Genomic DNA, 17,177 nt, shown 5'->3' on the forward strand with positions numbered 1-17,177 from the left:
TATCAAGCCGGGAATTGCTCCCGAAATTCGTTATTCGCCGCCAGCGTCGCCGTCATCGCCAGAATCGGGACCACCGTTCTGCAGGAAGCGGTCGGCGATCAGGCCGGCGTTCTGGCGCAGAGACAGTTCGATCTCGCGGGCGAGATCCGGGTTGTCGCGCAGGAAGATTTTCGCGTTCTCGCGGCCTTGGCCGAGGCGCTGGCTATTGTAGGAGAACCAGGCACCCGACTTCTCGACGATGCCGGCCTTGACACCGAGGTCGACCAGCTCGCCGGTCTTGGAAACGCCTTCACCGTACATGATGTCGAACTCGACCTGCTTGAAGGGAGGGGCCATCTTGTTCTTGACGACCTTGACGCGGGTCTGGTTGCCGATCACCTCCTCGCGCTCCTTGACGGCGCCGATGCGGCGAATGTCAAGGCGAACCGAGGCATAGAACTTCAACGCATTACCGCCGGTCGTCGTTTCCGGCGAGCCGAACATGACGCCGATCTTCATGCGGATCTGGTTGATGAAGATCACCATGCAGTTGGACTTCGAGATCGAAGCCGTCAGCTTGCGCAGCGCCTGGCTCATCAAACGGGCCTGCAGGCCTGGCAGGCTGTCGCCCATCTCGCCTTCGATTTCGGCGCGCGGCGTCAGGGCCGCAACGGAGTCGACGACGAGAACGTCGATCGCGCCGGAGCGCACCAGCGTATCGGTGATTTCAAGCGCCTGTTCACCGGTATCGGGCTGCGAGATCAACAGGTTCTGCAAGTCGACGCCGAGCTTGCGGGCATAGACCGGATCGAGCGCATGTTCCGCGTCCACGAAGGCACAGATGCCGCCCTTCTTCTGCGCTTCTGCAATGGTCTGCAGCGCCAGCGTCGTCTTACCCGAGCTTTCCGGCCCGTAGATTTCGATGATGCGCCCCTTCGGCAAGCCGCCAATGCCAAGCGCGATATCGAGGCTCAGAGAGCCGGTGGAAACCGTTTCGATTTCGACCACGTTCTCGTTAGAGCCGAGCTTCATGATCGAGCCCTTGCCGAACGACCGCTCAATTTGAGAGAGTGCCGCTTCAAGTGCCTTGCTTTTATCCACCGATTTGTCCTCTACAAGCCGCAAAGAATTCTGAGACATTCGATCCACCTTTAGGTTATTGAAGCCGCTCTAGCAATGTCGCCGCTGATGAGAATTGTGTACTCGATTTGTTCTCATATCGCAAGAGCACAACAAGCGATTGAAAGAAAAAGGTAAAATGAATTCTGTTCTATTTTTGTTTTCTTCTTTCTTCCCAGGCACTTACATGTCCGAAACGGTGAATTGCGAGATGTTTGCGGCTCGCTCGATTCGCCTTTTCGGCTGCTGAGGATAACCCTATGGCGAAAAAGATTCTCGTTCTTGGTGGCGCCCATATCGATCGTCGCGGCCGCATCTTCGGCGACACGGCACCCGGCGCCAGCAACCCCGGCGCATGGTTCGAGGAGCCCGGCGGCGGCGGCTTCAATGCGGCCCGAAATCTTGCCCGCCTTGGCTTCGACGTAAAGCTGATTTCTCCACGCGGCGGCGACCCCTCTGGCGAGATGGTAGCGGAAGCCGCCAGCCATGCAGGCATCGATGACAAGCCCTTCGTCTTCCTCGATCGCAAGACCCCGAGCTATACGGCCATCCTCGAGAATGACGGTAATCTCGTCATCGCGCTCGCCGATATGGAGCTCTACAAGCTGTTCGTTCCGAGACGCTTGGCGATTCGTGCCGTTCGCGACGCGTTCGAAGAGACAGACCTTATTCTTTGTGACGCCAATCTGCCCGCTGAGACCTTGGCGGCGATTGTGGCAAGGGCAGCCTTTTGCGGCAAGCCGGTCGCGGCCATCGCCATCTCACCGGCCAAAGTCGTGCGGCTAAAGCCGAGTCTCGCCGGCATCAGCCATCTGTTTCTCAATGAGGCCGAAGCTGCCGCACTAACCGAAATCCGTCCGGAAGACCCGCGCGAATGGGTAAGCGCATTGCACGCGCTCGGCCTGCGCAACGGCGTCATCACCCGCGGCAAGCGCCCGCTGATTGCCTTCTCACCGGATACCGTCGTCAGCCTGCAGCCGCCTGTGGTCGAGGATGTGGCCGATGTCACCGGAGCGGGAGATTCACTTGCCTCGGGCGTTCTCTCCGCTTTGCTCGCCGGCCACGATCTCGCGGAAGCCGTCCGCCATGGCGCCGCGGCAGCCGCGATCACCGTGCAATCCCCCTTTGCCACGGCGGAAAATCTCTCTCCCGAGCTGCTAAAGACGATGCTGGCCCTTGTTCCCACGGCCGAAATTCTGTCATGAAGCCTGTTCAAAACGCGTATAATGTTTCAGTGAATTGGAAACGACAATGACCCAGCCTATCTCGCCACTGCTTCCGATCTCCTATTCAAAGGAAGTCGCCGCCGCAAAGCTGCGTGGCGCACCGCTCGTGGCACTGGAATCGACGATCATCACCCATGGCATGCCCTATCCCGGCAATATCGAGATGGCGCGTAGCGTCGAGGCAATCATCCGGCAGGAGGGCGCAGTCCCGGCGACGATCGCTGTCATCCACGGCACCCTGCATATCGGCCTCGAGCCGGAAGAGCTGGAAACCCTCGCCAAGACGCAAGGCGCGATGAAGGTCTCGCGCGCCGATATCGCCTTTGCGATTGCCGAGCGCCGCAGCGGCGCAACCACCGTTGCCGCCACGATGATCGCCGCAGCCCGCGCCGGCATCAAGGTATTTGCCACCGGCGGCATCGGCGGGGTACATCGCGGCGCCGAAGAAAGCTTCGATATTTCGGCCGACCTTGAAGAACTGTCCCGCACCGGCGTCATCGTCGTCTGCGCCGGCGCCAAGGCGATCCTCGATATTCCAAAGACTCTCGAAGTGCTGGAAACCCGCGGCGTACCAGTCGTCACCTACGACAGCACTGAGTTCCCGGCCTTCTGGTCGCGCTCCTCCGGCCTGACGAGCCCGCTGACGCTGAACAGCCCGGCTGCGATCGCCAACTTCCAGACGACGCGTGAGCAGCTCGGCATCGATGGCGGCATGCTGATCGCCAATCCGGTTCCGGAAGCCGACGAGATCCCGCGCGAAGAAATGGAAATCTATATCGAGCGCGCCCTCGACAGCGCCGAGCGGGATGAAATCACCGGCAAGGCAGTCACGCCGTATCTGCTGAGCACGATCTTCGACATCACCGAGGGCCGCAGCCTCAAGACCAACATCGCGCTTGTCGAAAACAATGCGCGCCTGGCCGCAGAAATCGCTGTCGCTTTGGCGGAATAATCAGAGCCGCAATTAAGAGAACGGCCGGGCGCTTCAAAAGATCGCCCGGCCGTTCTTTTTTGTTTCAAGCCAGGGAGAACAGGCCCAGGGCAGATCGCAGCTCCGTAAGCGTTGCCTCCGTCCGCTCCCTCGCCTTTCGCGTGCCCTCACGCACGATCCCCATCACGTAATCCGGCTCGGCGGCGTAACGCGCACGGCGCTCGCGGATCGGTGCGAGCAGCGATTGCAGGACCTCCTCCAGATGTCTCTTCAGGGTGACGTCGCCAAGGCCGCCACGGCGGTAATGTGCCTTCATCTCATCGACCAGCTGCCTATCCTCACAGAAGGCATCGAGATAGGTGAAGACGATATTTCCTTCCACCTGGCCGGGATCGCTGACGCGCAGGTGATCCGGATCGGTATACATGCGCCGCACCGCATCGCTTATTTCACCCGGCGATGCCGAGAGCGGAATGGCATTGCCCTGCGATTTGCTCATCTTCGCCTTGCCGTCGACACCAGGCAGGCGCCCTACCTTCGGCACCATGGCAGCAGCTTCTACAAGGATGTCTCGTCCGATCTGCCGATTGAGACGGCGAACGATCTCGTTGGTCTGCTCGATCAACGGCGCCTGGTCCTCCCCGACCGGAACGATCGTCGCCTTGAAGGCGGTGATGTCGGCAGCCTGCGCGACCGGATAGCAGAGAAAGCCGGCCGGTACGTCTCGCTCGAAACCGCGTAGCTGGATTTCCGTCTTGATCGTCGGATTGCGCTCCAGGCGACTGACCGTGACGAAATTCAGATAAAGCAGCGTCAGCTCCGCCAGCGCCGGCAAGGCTGATTGCACGCAGATCGTCGTCAGCGACGGGTCAATGCCAACAGCGAGATAGTCCGTTGCGACTTCAAGGACGTTGCGTCGTACTTTCTGGGGATCATGGGCATTGTCGGTCAGCGCCTGCGTATCCGCCAAAAGCAGGAATTGCTGGTGGCTATGCTGAAGCACGACACGGCTCTTCAGCGAGCCGACATAATGGCCGAGATGGAGCGGACCGGTGGTCCGGTCGCCCGTCAGGATGACGGGGCGAGTATTGGTATCGGAATGCATTTTTTAGCTCCGCAAAAGGAGCCGCCGCAATCGGGAAGGGAAAACGGAAATGGACCAATGCCTGCCGGATCACGGCGGCAGGGTCGATTTCAAGACATGACGACTGCCGCTCCTAGAAGGAGCGCCACCACATACGGTAAATGGGCTTGGCAAGGTCGATCATGCGCAGGCTGATAGCATCTTTGTGCTGCAATCGGCAACAAGAGAGGTGAAAATCGCCCCTCACCTGTACACTCTTGCGCAATACGCGTCAGTTCTTGTCCAGCGTCTCGCGCACGACGACGGCAAGTTGCTTCAGCGAGAACGGTTTCGGCAGGAAGCCGAATTGCGCATCGGCCGGCAGATTTCGGGCAAAGGCGTCCTCGGCATAGCCGGAGACGAAGATGAACTTCAGATCCGGATATTTCTTGCGCAGCTCCCGCAGCAGCGACGGCCCGTCCATTTCGGGCATGACGACGTCAGATACGACGACATCAACCTGTCCGTCGAGCTCCTCCATGATGTCGAGCGCCTCAACACCGGAGCCGGCCTCGTGGACGGTGTAACCACGCGTCTCGAGCATGCGCTTGCCGCCGCGACGCACCGCTTCCTCGTCCTCGACGAGCAGCACCACGGCGGACTTGCCGGTCAGGTCGGCCGGCTCTTCCGTCGAGGCGGCCAGACCGACGCTCTGGTCCATGAGCGCGACGTCACGGCTTTCCGGCGCTTTCGCTTCCGTCACGGCAGGCATTTCGACGATGTGGCGGGGCAGGAAGATGCGGAAGGTCGTTCCCTTGCCCACTTCCGATTCCGGCTGGATGTAGCCGCCGGATTGCTTGATGATGCCGTAGACCATCGCAAGACCGAGGCCGGTGCCCTTGCCCACTTCCTTGGTCGTGAAGAACGGCTCAAAGATCTTGTCCATGATCTCCGGCGCAATGCCGGTGCCGGTGTCGCTGACCTCGACGAGAACCATGTCCTCATGCGGCAGATAAGGATAGTTGAAGGCGCTGACATCGGACGCAAGCAGATTGCGGGTGCGCAACGTCAGCGTACCGCCGCCGGGCATGGCGTCGCGGGCATTGACGCACAAGTTGATGAGCACCTGCTCGAATTGCGAGAGGTCGGTTTTGACAGGCCAGAGATCGCGGCCATAGTCGACATCGAGCTTGACGTGCGTGCCGGACAGAAGCCGGTCCACCAGCATGCGCAAATCGCCAATCACATCGGTCAGATTGAGAACTGTCGGTCGCATGGTCTGCTTGCGCGAGAAGGCGAGCAGCTGCCGCACCAGCACGGCGGCGCGATTGGCATTGCGCTTGATTTCCATCAGATCCGCGAAGCTGGCGTCTGACGGCCGCGCCTGCAGCAGCAGATGGTCGGACGAGAGCAGGATCGCGGTCAGAACGTTGTTGAAGTCATGCGCGATGCCGCCGGCAAGCGTACCGACGGCATTGAGCTTCTGCGTCTGCGCCATCTGCGTCTCGAGTGCCTTCTGCTCGGTCACCTCGACGGCATAGACGATGGCGGCCTCTTCCGGCGCCTCGTCGGTCTGGTCGATGACGGCATTGATATAGAAGCGGAAATGCCGCGTGTCGTCCTTCGGATTGCGGGAGTCGATCGGCGGAATGTCGCCCTGTCGATCCTTGGCGGCCGCCAGGGCCTGATGCAGGCTAGGCCTGTCGCTTTCATTGACGATGGTCTCAAGAGCAGCGCCGCGCTCGATATCGTCGCGGGATACCAGTTCCGAGAAGAGTTTCAGGAAGGGTGCATTCGTCCGCAGAATGCGACCGTTGCCGTCAACAGAAGCGATCGCCATCGGCGTATTGTTGAAGAAACGGCTGAAACGCATTGCGGCTGCGGAAGCCGATTGCTCCGTGTCTGCCCCGTTCTGCCGGGTCAGGACGATGGTGCGGCTCTCACCGGGAGCGCCGTCGCGCATCGATGTTACGCTGTGAACGATCTGCACCGGCAGGCTCTGGCCGTTGGCGCGGCGCAGATCGAGATCGAGCGTGACCGTCTTCTTTAAACCAGGCTCCGCCTGAACGGACTGGATCAGCGCCAGTCCCTCGCCGGCCACCAGATCGCCGATCGTCATCGAGCCGGGAACGAATTTTGTGAGATCAAAGCCCAGCCATTCCGCGAGCGTCGCATTGAGATAGAAAATCTCGCCCTTGCGCCCGGCGGAAAAGAAGCCGGCCGGCGCATGGTCGAGATAATCGATCGCGTTCTGCAATTCCTTGAAGAATCGCTCCTGATCATCGCGCTCGGAGGTGATGTCGGTGATCTGCCAAATATGCAGCGTTTTGTTGCTATCCTGTTCCGCCGACAGCACCCGCGCTTTCAGGCGATACCAATGGGCTCCCTGACCGATCCCGTTGAAGGGACCGAGCGGCTTCAGCAACCGGAACTCCTCCGATCCCTCCTTGCCATCGCGCAAGCCATTCGCGAGCCGGTAGAGAGCCTCGTTGGACTCACGGTTTCGCGACAGCAGCATCTCCAGCGACTGTACTTCCGTCGCCTTGGTCGCACCGGTCAGGCGGCCATAGGCGGCGTTGGCATAGACGATGCGGCCCTTCTCGTCGGTAATAAGCGTCCCGTCGGGGTGGCTGTTGAGGAAGGAGCGCGCCAGGCTGTCCGACTGCGGCTGCGGCATGACCTCGACGAAACCGATGATCGAGGAGACCAGGAAGAATATGCCGACCATGGCAAGAATGCCGAGGCCGCCGAGGACGGCTTCATTATCAAGCTGGCTCTTGAAGATGACAAAGGCCGCCGCGGCAGCGACGAGAACCAGCGCAAGCAGAATGATGCGCAGCACAGTTCCCGAACGAACTCCGCGATCCACCAGCGGCACGCTATACTCGTCGGACGGACGCTGCTTCGTCATAAACCCCTCTTGTCAGCCGTTCTCCTCGCGACATGTCATACACGTTGGGGTCGCCGGAGTCGGACCTTTCGAATCTTCTTTATCAATTTGCGTCATCCGCAAAAAGCTTTGCCGGGCCAGAAAGGCTTGAATTCACAAGCAATAGAATATGACAGCCTGCAATCGCATCTTGTCTCCGGCGCAATCCTGTTCATATGATCGCCGTATAGAAGGGTCATGGTCAAAGCTTTACCCGCCGCAGTTGCGCCTACTGCATAATTCCTTAATTCGGAATCGATTTAAGGATAAAATTATGCGGTAGATTTAAAGTACTACAGCGACCTTTGCGCGTCACATGTGACGCGCGGCGCTGTAGACCGCGACATCGGGGACAATTACGGAGTATCTCGACATGTTGGACGATATCGCCGGAGCCTATGGCAGCCGTTTCTTTCTTGCAGCTGGCGGAGTTGGCATTGCCCTGCTCGTGCTGATCGGCATTTTGTGGATCATGCGCAACCGCGCTCCTTCTCCCTTCGTGCGCGGCGGCAAGAACCGCCAGCCTCGCCTGCAGGTGCTGGACGCCGCCGCCGTCGATGCCCGCCGCCGTCTCGTGCTCGTGCGACGCGATGGGATCGAGCATCTGATCATGATCGGCGGCCCGACAGACATCGTCATCGAATCTGGCATTTCCGATGCCACGCGGGCTGGAAGCACCGCGACGCCGGTCGAGATCCCCATGGTATTTGAAGAGCGGCAACAGCCGCAGCAGAAGGCGGCGGCTGTGGAAGCACCTCCAGCAGCGCTTCCGCAGCGCCAGCAATCGGCCGAGGACAAGATCGAAGCCTATTTGCGCAATGAGCCCCGCCTTGCACCTGTGGCGGAACCCGATCCGGTGCCGCAGGTGGCCGAACGCCCACAACCCGCCGCTGTCAAGCCGCCGCAACCGACCCCTCAGCCCGCTCCGTCAATCAGCGAGGCCGAAGCAGCCGACATACTGGATGCTGCTCGCCACGTCGTCCTGCCGCAGCAGCAGCCTGCTCCCGCGCGCCCGGCGCCAGTCGAACCCACCCTCGCACCGACGCCTCCTGCTGCCGAACCCGATAATGATTTCCAGCGTATACTGGAAGCTGAAATGTCGAAGAACCTGACCGCCGAACGGATCATTCCGAACGCGCCGGCACCACGGCAGGTGCAGCAGCAACCGAATGCTGCAGCATCCCCAACCCCAATCCCTAGCCCGGCAAAACGTGTCGAACCCGAACTTGCTCCGATGACGGGAGCCGACAGCGCTCTTCAGAAAGAAGTCGCTCGCATCTTCGGTGAAATGAGCGTCAGCCGCGACAAATAGGACGCGGCCTCTCAAACGCTGGAATCGAAAAAGGCACGACGGATATCTCCGTCGTGCCTTTGTTCCATGAGCTCGGTCGAAACCGAACCGCCATCACTCGTCGCGATAAACCTTCTCGCGGCGCTCGTGACGTTCCTGTGCTTCGATCGACAAGGTAGCGATCGGACGAGCGTCCAGACGCTTCAAGCCGATAGGCTCGCCGGTTTCCTCGCAATAGCCGTAGGTACCATCTTCAATACGCTGCAAGGCGGCATCGATCTTGGAAATGAGTTTACGCTGGCGGTCGCGAGCCCGAAGTTCAATGGCTCTGTCGGTTTCCGAAGAAGCCCGATCGGCAAGATCGGGGTGATTTGCGCTTTCTTCTGCCAGATGATCCAGGGTTTCGCGCGCTTCTCTAAGGATATCGTTTTTCCATGCTATCAGCTTCGCTCGAAAATAAGCTCGCTGATTCAGATTCATGAACTCCTCGTCTTCCGAGGGCACATAGTTACTAAGATCGATCTTCTCACTCAACGCGATTCTCCTGAAGAACATCTCATATGGCTGGGGTGTATATCCCAACCAATAGTGCCGATTCAAGCCAAATAGATGCTGTCAACTGATTTTTAAATTTGTCATAAAATTCGGCTAAGGGTCTATTTTTTCATCACTTCTTCCCGTCAGCCCCGATTCTCGGCGCTCGTAACCTTCCCGTGAAGGTGGGGCATTTCGCCTTCGCACGGATCGCCTCGCAGTTGACGACACATGCGAACAGACGCTACCTCATTGGAGAAATCGAGCCTCGGAATTTCGCCATGATCAAAATTTCGCCGCCGCCCTCCAGGATCTATCTTCTGCGCCATGCCGAGGCCCGACAGGCTGCGCCTGGGCAGAAGGATTTCGACCGTCCCCTGAGTGATAATGGCTATGCCGCAGCCGAGATCGTCGCAGAGAAAGCGGTCGACAAGGGCTATAAGCCTGACCTCATCATTTCCTCCACCGCCATGCGCTGTCGCCAGACTGCTGCAGCCATGCGCCGCGCCGTCACGCCCTCGACGGAGTTCCGCTTTGTCGATGCACTCTATAACGGTACGCCCGATATCTACCTGTCGCTCATCTCGGCGCAGACCGACCAGGCCTCGGTCATGCTGGTCGCGCACAATCCGATCATCGAGCTGACGCTTGCCGCGCTGGTCGGACATGAAGCCTTCGCCGATGCTCTCCCACATGGCTTTCCGACGGCCGGCCTTGCTGTGATCGATGCGACACCGTCGGGTTGGACCCTGACGGATTTTGTCACCGAATAGGGATTTCTTCGATATGGGCAGCGACCGCGCTCGCCGGTAATTGCAGACAGATATCCGCTCATCTTTTCGGCGCGAGTTTCGATCCCTATATTCACGGCCACGCTGTCATCCAGGGATCCCGCCTTGCCCCCAAGCCTGACCTCTTTTACCGACGACGCCCTCATCGCCTTTGACAATTTCGCCGATCGCGCCGCCGGCCTCGTCAATCCGACAGTTCGTCTGGGCGTTACGGGCCTCTCCCGTTCGGGCAAGACCGTCTTCATCTCCTCGCTGGTGCATAATCTCCTGAATGGTGGCCGTCTGCCGTTGTTCGAGCCCGTGCAGTCCGGTCGCGTTTCGGCTGTCCGCCTCGAACCGCAGCCGGATGACGCCGTGCCGCGCTTTCAATACGAAGATCATATCCGCGCGTTGGTCAAAGACCGCATCTGGCCGGATTCGACGCGGGCGATCTCCGAGCTACGCATCACGCTGGATTATCAAAGCGCCAGCGGCTGGAACCGCCTGTTCTCACCCGGGCGCCTCTCCATCGATATCGTCGATTATCCCGGCGAATGGCTGCTCGACCTGCCATTGCTCGCCAAGGATTTCCGCACCTTCAGCGAGGAAACGCTTGCGCTGGCAAACACCGGCATTCGCGCCGAGCTTTCACGTCACTGGGTGGCGATGACCGAGGAAGCCGACATCGCTGAAACCGCGGATGAAATGAAGGCACGTGACCTCGCCACCGCCTTTGCCGATTACCTCAAAGCCTGCAAATCCGACGAGCGCTCGCTCTCGACTTTGCCACCCGGCCGCTTCCTCCTGCCGGGCGATCTCGATGGCTCGCCCGCCCTCACCTTTGCACCGCTGAAGCTTCCGGCCGAAGGCAGCGCGCCGAAAGGGTCGCTATGGGCGATGATGGAGCGCCGCTACGAGGCTTATAAGTCCGTCGTCGTCAAACCCTTCTTTCGCGAACATTTCGCCCGCCTCGACCGGCAGATCGTTCTCGTCGATGCCCTGCAGGCCATCAATCGCGGCCCGGAAGCGGTGCAGGATCTGGAAAGGGCGCTGACGGATGTGCTGGCCTGCTTCCGCCCCGGCACGAATTCGCTCCTCTCCTCCCTGCTCGGCCGCCGCATCGACCGCGTGCTGGTCGCCGCAACCAAGGCCGACCATCTCCACCATGAAAGCCACGACCGGCTGGAAGCATTGACGCGCCGTCTGGTCGAGCGTGCCATCGAGCGCATCGGCATGGCCGGCGCCGGCATCGAGGTCATGGCCATCGCGTCGGTGCGCGCGACACGGGAGGCGACCGTGACCCGCGACGGGCAGACGCTTCCCGTCATCGTTGGCACGCCAATGGACAAGGAAACCATCGCCGGCGAGACTTTCGACGGCAATCGCAAGACGGCGGTCTTCCCCGGCGATCTCCCGGAAAATCCCCGCTGGCTGTTCGAAGCCCTTGAATCCAATGGGGCACAGGTCCATTTGCCCGAGGTGAACGTCGTGCGGTTCCGCCCGCCCGAGCTCGATGAAACCGGTGAAGGGATTAAGCTTTCGGTGCCGCATATCCGCCTCGACCGCGCCATGCAGTTCTTGTTCGGAGACCGTCTCGCATGACGAAATCGACCGAAAACGAGCCGAACGGCAACCGCCGCCCCGCCGCCTTCACGCTGGAACCGGAGCTGTCTGGCAAAGGGTCGAACAACAAGGCAGCGCCACCGGTGGTGCGTAAACCGCAAAGCTTCGATACCGACGTCGTGCTCACGCCCGATGCGGAAGACCCATTCATCAATCCGGCTCTCGGTGCTGATCCGGATGCAAATGCCATCGCCAAGCCCCGTCGCAAGGAATTCTCCTTCGGCAAGGTGGCACTCAGCGCGCTTGGCATCCTGGTGTCGCTCGCCTTCGGCCTCTGGACGGATCAGCTCATCCGCGATCTGTTCAGCCGGGCCGATTGGCTCGGCTATACCGCCCTTGCCGTCGTCGCCGTCGGCATACTTGCCGTGCTTGCCATCGTGATCCGCGAGACGGCCGGCATGATGCGGCTCGCAGCCGTCCAGACCATCAAGGCCGAGGCGGAAGCAGCCGTCCTGGAGACCAGGCCGGCCCGCGCCAAGGCCCTGGTCAAGCGCCTCTGCGCGATCCTGGAAGTAAATCCTGACACGGCCAGAGGCCGCGCAACCCTGAAGGCGGCCGAAGACGACATTATCGACCCGCCACAGCTGATCGACCTTGCTGAACGCGAACTGCTCGGCCCGCTCGACCGACGTGCCCGCGCATTGATTCTCGGTGCCTCGAAGCGGGTTTCGGTCGTAACTGCCGTCAGTCCCCGCGCCCTCGTCGATATTCTCTATGTTCTTTACGAAGCCGCGAAATTGGTTCGTGCCATGGCGGAGCTCTATGGCGGCAGGCCCGGCACGGTCGGCATGGTCAGGCTGATGCGCGATGTGATCGCCCACCTCGCCGTCACCGGCTCCATCGCCGTCGGTGACAGCATCGTCCAGCAATTGATCGGCCACGGACTAGCGTCGAAACTGTCAGCCCGCCTCGGCGAAGGCGTCGTCAACGGCATGATGACAGCAAGGATCGGAATAGCCGCGATGGATCTCTGCCGGCCGCTGCCCTTCAAGGCACTCAAGCGACCGGGCATCGCCGATTTCGCCGGCGACCTCACGCCCAGCATCACCGGTCGCAACCCGGCGTGATGACTTGCAAATTAGGGACCTCAGCACGTCCGGAAACCAAGCATTAACCATTCTAGGGCAAAAGTGACAACCAGTTTCACGGTTTCGCCTCGCTAGGGAATGTCCATGTTTTCGCGTCGAATTCTTCTTGTAAGCAGCCTTGCCGCCGCAGCCATCTCCACCGGCGTCTGGACGCAATCAGCTGACGCGGCACCCCGCGACAAGGCCTTCTTCCAGTCGATCTCGGGCACATGGAGCGGTCCCGGCGAGATCGTTGCCGGCAAGTACAAAGGCACGAAGTTCACCTGCAGTCTCACGGGCAAGCCGTCTGACGGCGGCAGCGCCGGCGTCAAGCTCGACGGTACCTGCCGCGTTGGCGTCTTCCAGCAGCCGATGTCGGCAGAAATCACGCAGAGTGGCGGTTCCTATAGCGGAAAGTTCCTCGATGGCGCAGCCGGCAAGGGTCTCGATGTCACATCGGGCACCGTCAACGACAACACCGTCGTTCTCGGCTTGAACCGCCAGAAGCTGAACGGTGCCATGATCGCCCGTGTCCCGGACAGCAAGTCGATGAACGTCACCATCTCGGTGAAGGTCGGCGAACAGATGGTGCCCGTCATCGGCGTCACGCTGAAGCGCGCCGACGTCGACCAGATGGCGGTCGGCTCGATCCAGTAAGCATCGGACAATAGTTCATAAAGAGAAAGGCCGGCAATTTTGCCGGCCTTTCTCTTTATATAATCATATCGTCCAGTTCAGGCCGACCGCCACCAGTCACGGCTTTCATCCGCGACCTCGATGCCTTCGACGTCGACATCGTGCAACCAGTCGCTGATCGTACGGCCGTTCACGATGAGGTCGGCGGCAAAATCGGCAAGCGGCATCAGCACGAAACCACGCTCGACCATTCGCGGATGCGGAATGGTAAGCAACGGCTCGGCCTGTTCCAGATCCCCATAGGTCAGCATGTCGATATCGATCGTCCGCGGCCCCCAGCGCTCGATCCGCACCCGCTTCATCTGCCGCTCTATGTCGAGGCACACATCGAGCAGCGCTTCCGGGGTGAGCGTCGTATCGACGGCAGCACAGGAATTGTAGAAGAAGGACTGGTCCGTCTTGCCCCAGGGCGGCGTGCGATAAAGCCGCGACACCGAGACCACCTGGCAATCGGCGCGCCCGTCCAGCGTGCGCAAGGCCAGCGCCATGGCACGGACCGGGTTGTCCAGATTGCCACCCAAACCGAGCGTCGTCCGCACGGCTACACCTTCAGGCAAAATGCTCAATGCTCACCTGCACATAATCGAGAACGCCCGGAACCGGGGCATTGGGCTTGCGTACCGTGATTTTGGCGCGGCGGATACTCGGAAAACGACGGCATAGCTCCTTCGCCACATCGAGCGCCAGCGCCTCGATCAGGTAGCGTCGGCGCCCGGTTACGATTTCCTCGATGACGCTGAATGCGATGCCGTAATTGACAGTGTCGTCGATCGAATCGCGCTCCAGCGCATCGCCAGCCTCGACATCGAGTTCGGCATCGACGAAGAAGCGCTGGCCGAGGAACTCCTCCTCATCATGCACGCCATGCCGGGCAAAGAAGGCGCAATTCTGCAGAGTAATGGTGTATGTCACAGCGCTCATGGCGTCTCTCCGTTTCGAACAGGCGCGATCGGGTCCGAAAACCGCTCCCTGGATTCGAGCATTATGCTTTAAGTCTCGCGCGCGTCCTCAGAATAGCATCCGCAACCGCCAGCGCGTCCCTGTTGATTGCGACATTGTGTACGCGGAATATCGCAGCCCCCTGCAGTCGCAGGATCGCGCTGGTTGCCGCAGTGCCGACATCCCGGTCAGCCGCTTCGCGACCCGTTATAGTGCCGACGAACCGCTTGCGCGAGGTGCCGACCAGCAGGGGCAGCTCGAAGCGCAGCAGAGCATTGAAACGCGCCATCAGCTCCAGATTTTCCTCGGCATTCTCCTTGGCAAAGCCAAAACCTGGATCGAGCACGATCGTCTGCCTGTCGACGCCGGCCGCGGCGGCAATCTCCAGCGAGCGATTGAGAAAGAAAAGCTGATCGTCGATCACGTCAGGCAGCTTCTGCCGGTCACGTCCCGTATGCATGATGCACAGACCGGCGCCCGTTTGCGCCGCCACGGTAGCGATATCAGGCTCGCGCTGCAGACCGAAGACGTCGTTGACGATATGCGCGCCGGCCCCGATCGCCAGCCGCGCCGTGTCGGCGCGATAGGTATCGACCGAGATCAGCGCGTCGGTCTTACCGCGCAAGGCCTCGATGACGGGCAACACCCGCCCCTGCTCCTCGCTGGCATTGACGGCGGCGGCACCTGGCTTGGTCGATTCGCCGCCGATATCGATGATGGCAGCCCCGTCCTCGACGCAAGCCAGCGCATGGGCAACGGCCGCATCCACGGCCTCATAGTGACCGCCATCTGAAAAGGAATCCGGCGTCACATTGACGATAGCCATGATGACGCTCTGACCGCCGACGTCGATGCTGCGGCCATGCGCGACATGCCAGGTTTGGCTGCGAAGCTCAGTCACGAACCGTCCCATCCCATTGAAAAGGAAAAAACCTCGCGCTTGATATTGCGCTCACAGTGGCTATGCCGCAAGGTTCACAGAAGTTCAACATGGTAGCGACACGAATGCCGCTTGCATCCCATAAGTTCAGTCTTTCGTGTGCATTGTTGCTCGCGTTCTGCATACACGATGTGGCCAACGCCGAAGTCATTGCCCGCAAATCCATTTCCTATTTCGACATCAAGGGCAGCACCGCCGACGAGCTCGATGCTGCCTTGAACCAGCGTGGACCGCTGGCGATCGGTTCCAGTAGCCACCATCCCGGTGCGACGAAGATTCGCTTCGGCGGCAATGCGACCTATAGCGAAGCAAACGGGCGTTGCTATATCTCCGGCGTCAAGGTTACCGTTGATACGGAAATCATTCTGCCGCGCTGGCGTGACCGGCGGCATGCCAGCAAGCAGCTTTCCATGATCTGGGATACCTTGGCCGCCGATATCCGGCGCCATGAGGACCGGCATGTCGAAATCGCCCGTCAGCATGCGCGGCAGATGGAAAGGCAGATCCTGTCTCTGCCATCCGCCGGCAATTGCGATGCGCTTCAGGAAAAGGCAAACGAGGTGACGTCGCGGGAAACCGAGCGACACGATGCCGATCAGGCACGCTTCGACCGCATCGAAGCGATCAATTTCACGAGCCGGATGCAGAGGCTGCTCTACTACCGCAGCCGCCAAGGTACCCAGCAGTAGCCTGTCGAAGAACTACCTTCGGCGCAAAAGGCAATGAAGAAGAGCCAACTGTGGGAAATCAGCCACTATATCCTGTGAATCGTTCGATCTCGTCGCTCTTTGAACTTTACGAGAATCTGAAATAGGTTTTTCCTATCAATTACAGAGACAAACGCACTGGTTGATTCGAAGAAGACCGGGCGGATGTCGCAAAAGGATCGATTTTGAGTACCTGCGTTGGCGGGTTTCTTCGCTCTTCGGCGCAGTCAGGGTTTGTTTTTCAAAGCATGCGCTAAGTGTTCTCCTGGCGCGTCCTGAAGCTGCAGGTGTTTCCTCCCTTGCCTGCAGTGATGCGCCCGCCTCGCCTCGCTCGCTGCACCAGCTGAGCGAGGCATCTTTTTTGGGCATTTGGCTTTCAGCCGGATTATCGCAACGGACCGGGCGGGACGTGCCCAAGGCCCGGCGTCAGGCCTGGCGTTCCGGCACGTGGACGACAAGGCCATCCAGTGCGCTCTTCATCTTGATCTGACAGGAGAGCCGCGAGTTCGGGCGGACGTCGAAGGCGAAGTCGAGCATATCTTCTTCCATGGCTTCCGGGCCGCCGACCCTTTCGGTCCATTCCTCGTCGACATAGACATGACAGGTGGCACAGGCGCATGCACCGCCGCATTCCGCTTCGATCCCTGGAACGGAGTTGCGCACGGCATTTTCCATTACCGTGGAGCCCTCGTCGACATTGAGGTCAAAGCGCGTGCCGTCGAAGGCGACGATGGTCAATTTGGTCATGTGGGTGAATTCCGAATTGCGTGAATGAAGGACGATCGGAATTTTACTTCCAACAAATCGTTGGGGCAGTCAACATTTGCGCCGCCGAAACGGTTTATCCCGTCTGGCGGCGCAAGAATGCACATCATTGATCTTCGAGCGGATCAGCTCAGCGCGAGAGCTTCAAAATGAAGTTTTCGGCCTCAATGACGCTGGTTGTGACCGCTGCCATGTGAGCGGCGTCGCCGATATTGCTTTCGAGCGCTCCAGCCGCATCAGCGACGCGGAAAGCGCCAACGGCGCTCGCAGCGCCCTTCAGCTTGTGTGATGCCGCCTCCACGCGCTTCGGATCGCCGCTGCCGATCTCCTGCAAGCAGGAACGGGCCTGCCTGGCGAACATCTGCAGCACCTCGACCTCCAGCGCCTTATCGCCCATCGTCTGCTTGCCGAGATGGACGAGATCGATCGCCCGCTCCCGAGACGGGGCCGCGCCCCGCGAATTGTCCGGAGATTCAAATGCGATGTTCAAAGCTGCCATGTGCCAATGCTCCCGTCATTTATCTATGACTGTTTTAGGGACCTGCCGCATAGTTGCGGCCCGGGCATGGCCATCCAGTTAAATTTTGGCACATTCAGG

General features: G+C 60.1%; 17 protein-coding genes. 8 read left to right on the top strand and 9 right to left on the bottom strand.

Annotated elements, in window-relative coordinates:
* Positions 1-30 precede the first annotated feature (30 nt).
* Positions 31-1,119 carry a recombinase RecA gene (gene recA / locus AC13Q5_RS30645; RefSeq protein WP_075850656.1) on the bottom strand — a complete coding sequence of 363 codons (1,089 nt, stop codon included), beginning with the start codon at positions 1,117-1,119 and terminating at the stop codon, positions 31-33.
* 239 nt (positions 1,120-1,358) lie between these two features.
* Here recA and AC13Q5_RS30650 point away from each other — a divergent pair, with 239 nt between their 5' ends.
* Together AC13Q5_RS30650 and AC13Q5_RS30655 are read left to right on the top strand one after the other, a co-directional pair.
* A complete protein-coding gene (locus AC13Q5_RS30650; RefSeq protein ID WP_488504233.1) occupies positions 1,359-2,303 on the top strand; it encodes a carbohydrate kinase family protein in 945 nt (314 codons plus the stop codon).
* A gap of 46 nt (positions 2,304-2,349) precedes the next feature.
* Positions 2,350-3,276, top strand: a complete 927-nt coding sequence (locus tag AC13Q5_RS30655; protein ID WP_488504234.1) for a pseudouridine-5'-phosphate glycosidase — start codon at positions 2,350-2,352, stop codon at positions 3,274-3,276.
* Positions 3,277-3,340: 64 nt separating this feature from the next.
* Here AC13Q5_RS30655 and trpS read toward each other — a convergent pair whose 3' ends face one another.
* Positions 3,341-4,360 carry a tryptophan--tRNA ligase gene (gene trpS / locus AC13Q5_RS30660; RefSeq protein ID WP_488504235.1) on the bottom strand — a complete coding sequence of 340 codons (1,020 nt, stop codon included), beginning with the start codon at positions 4,358-4,360 and terminating at the stop codon, positions 3,341-3,343.
* A 250-nt stretch (positions 4,361-4,610) separates the two neighbouring features.
* The gene (cckA, locus tag AC13Q5_RS30665) at positions 4,611-7,229 is read right to left on the bottom strand and encodes a cell cycle histidine kinase CckA (RefSeq protein ID WP_075850660.1); all 2,619 of its coding nucleotides are present in this window, start codon (positions 7,227-7,229) and stop codon (positions 4,611-4,613) included.
* A 391-nt stretch (positions 7,230-7,620) separates the two neighbouring features.
* On the opposite strand from cckA, the gene AC13Q5_RS30670 reads away from it, so the two are divergent.
* A complete protein-coding gene (locus AC13Q5_RS30670) occupies positions 7,621-8,559 on the top strand; it encodes a flagellar biosynthetic protein FliO (protein WP_488504236.1) in 939 nt (312 codons plus the stop codon).
* Between the two features lie 93 nt (positions 8,560-8,652).
* Here the strand turns inward: AC13Q5_RS30670 and dksA are convergent, their stop codons facing one another.
* Positions 8,653-9,072: an RNA polymerase-binding protein DksA gene (dksA, locus tag AC13Q5_RS30675; protein WP_004109001.1), complete on the bottom strand. Its 420-nt coding sequence runs from the start codon at positions 9,070-9,072 to the stop codon at positions 8,653-8,655.
* 281 nt (positions 9,073-9,353) lie between these two features.
* Between dksA and AC13Q5_RS30680 the strand changes: the two genes are divergently transcribed.
* The 4 genes from AC13Q5_RS30680 to AC13Q5_RS30695 all read left to right on the top strand — a co-directional run bounded on the left by AC13Q5_RS30680 (position 9,354) and on the right by AC13Q5_RS30695 (position 13,189).
* Entirely contained in the window at positions 9,354-9,845 is a 492-nt protein-coding gene (locus AC13Q5_RS30680; protein WP_488504237.1) for a SixA phosphatase family protein, read from the top strand.
* Positions 9,846-9,968: 123 nt separating this feature from the next.
* Complete coding sequence (locus AC13Q5_RS30685; RefSeq protein WP_488504238.1) at positions 9,969-11,444, top strand: YcjX family GTP-binding protein; 1,476 nt, start codon at positions 9,969-9,971, stop codon at positions 11,442-11,444.
* Positions 11,441-12,532 (top strand): YcjF family protein, encoded by a 1,092-nt coding sequence (locus AC13Q5_RS30690; RefSeq protein WP_488504239.1) that lies wholly within the window; start codon positions 11,441-11,443, stop codon positions 12,530-12,532. The genes AC13Q5_RS30685 and AC13Q5_RS30690 overlap by 4 nt, the downstream gene beginning before the upstream one ends.
* A 105-nt stretch (positions 12,533-12,637) precedes the next feature.
* Positions 12,638-13,189, top strand: a complete 552-nt coding sequence (locus tag AC13Q5_RS30695; RefSeq protein ID WP_075850664.1) for a hypothetical protein — start codon at positions 12,638-12,640, stop codon at positions 13,187-13,189.
* A gap of 77 nt (positions 13,190-13,266) precedes the next feature.
* Here AC13Q5_RS30695 and folK read toward each other — a convergent pair whose 3' ends face one another.
* The 3 genes from folK to folP all read right to left on the bottom strand — a co-directional run bounded on the left by folK (position 13,267) and on the right by folP (position 15,080).
* The gene (folK, locus tag AC13Q5_RS30700; protein WP_457881121.1) at positions 13,267-13,794 is read right to left on the bottom strand and encodes a 2-amino-4-hydroxy-6-hydroxymethyldihydropteridine diphosphokinase; all 528 of its coding nucleotides are present in this window, start codon (positions 13,792-13,794) and stop codon (positions 13,267-13,269) included.
* Positions 13,778-14,149: a dihydroneopterin aldolase gene (folB, locus tag AC13Q5_RS30705; RefSeq protein ID WP_075850666.1), complete on the bottom strand. Its 372-nt coding sequence runs from the start codon at positions 14,147-14,149 to the stop codon at positions 13,778-13,780. Before folB ends, folK begins: the two co-directional genes overlap by 17 nt.
* Positions 14,150-14,210: 61 nt before the next feature.
* Entirely contained in the window at positions 14,211-15,080 is an 870-nt protein-coding gene (gene folP / locus AC13Q5_RS30710) for a dihydropteroate synthase (protein WP_488504240.1), read from the bottom strand.
* A 92-nt stretch (positions 15,081-15,172) separates the two neighbouring features.
* On the opposite strand from folP, the gene AC13Q5_RS30715 reads away from it, so the two are divergent.
* The gene (locus AC13Q5_RS30715; protein ID WP_488504265.1) at positions 15,173-15,796 is read left to right on the top strand and encodes a DUF922 domain-containing Zn-dependent protease; all 624 of its coding nucleotides are present in this window, start codon (positions 15,173-15,175) and stop codon (positions 15,794-15,796) included.
* 444 nt (positions 15,797-16,240) lie between these two features.
* On the opposite strand, the gene AC13Q5_RS30720 is transcribed toward AC13Q5_RS30715, so the two are convergent.
* Together AC13Q5_RS30720 and AC13Q5_RS30725 are read right to left on the bottom strand one after the other, a co-directional pair.
* The gene (locus AC13Q5_RS30720) at positions 16,241-16,561 is read right to left on the bottom strand and encodes a 2Fe-2S iron-sulfur cluster-binding protein (protein WP_075850668.1); all 321 of its coding nucleotides are present in this window, start codon (positions 16,559-16,561) and stop codon (positions 16,241-16,243) included.
* 148 nt (positions 16,562-16,709) lie between these two features.
* A complete protein-coding gene (locus AC13Q5_RS30725) occupies positions 16,710-17,078 on the bottom strand; it encodes an Hpt domain-containing protein (RefSeq protein WP_075850669.1) in 369 nt (122 codons plus the stop codon).
* Positions 17,079-17,177: the final 99 nt, after the last annotated feature.

It is taken from the genome of Martinezella sp. CNPSo 3964, from assembly GCF_057784375.1.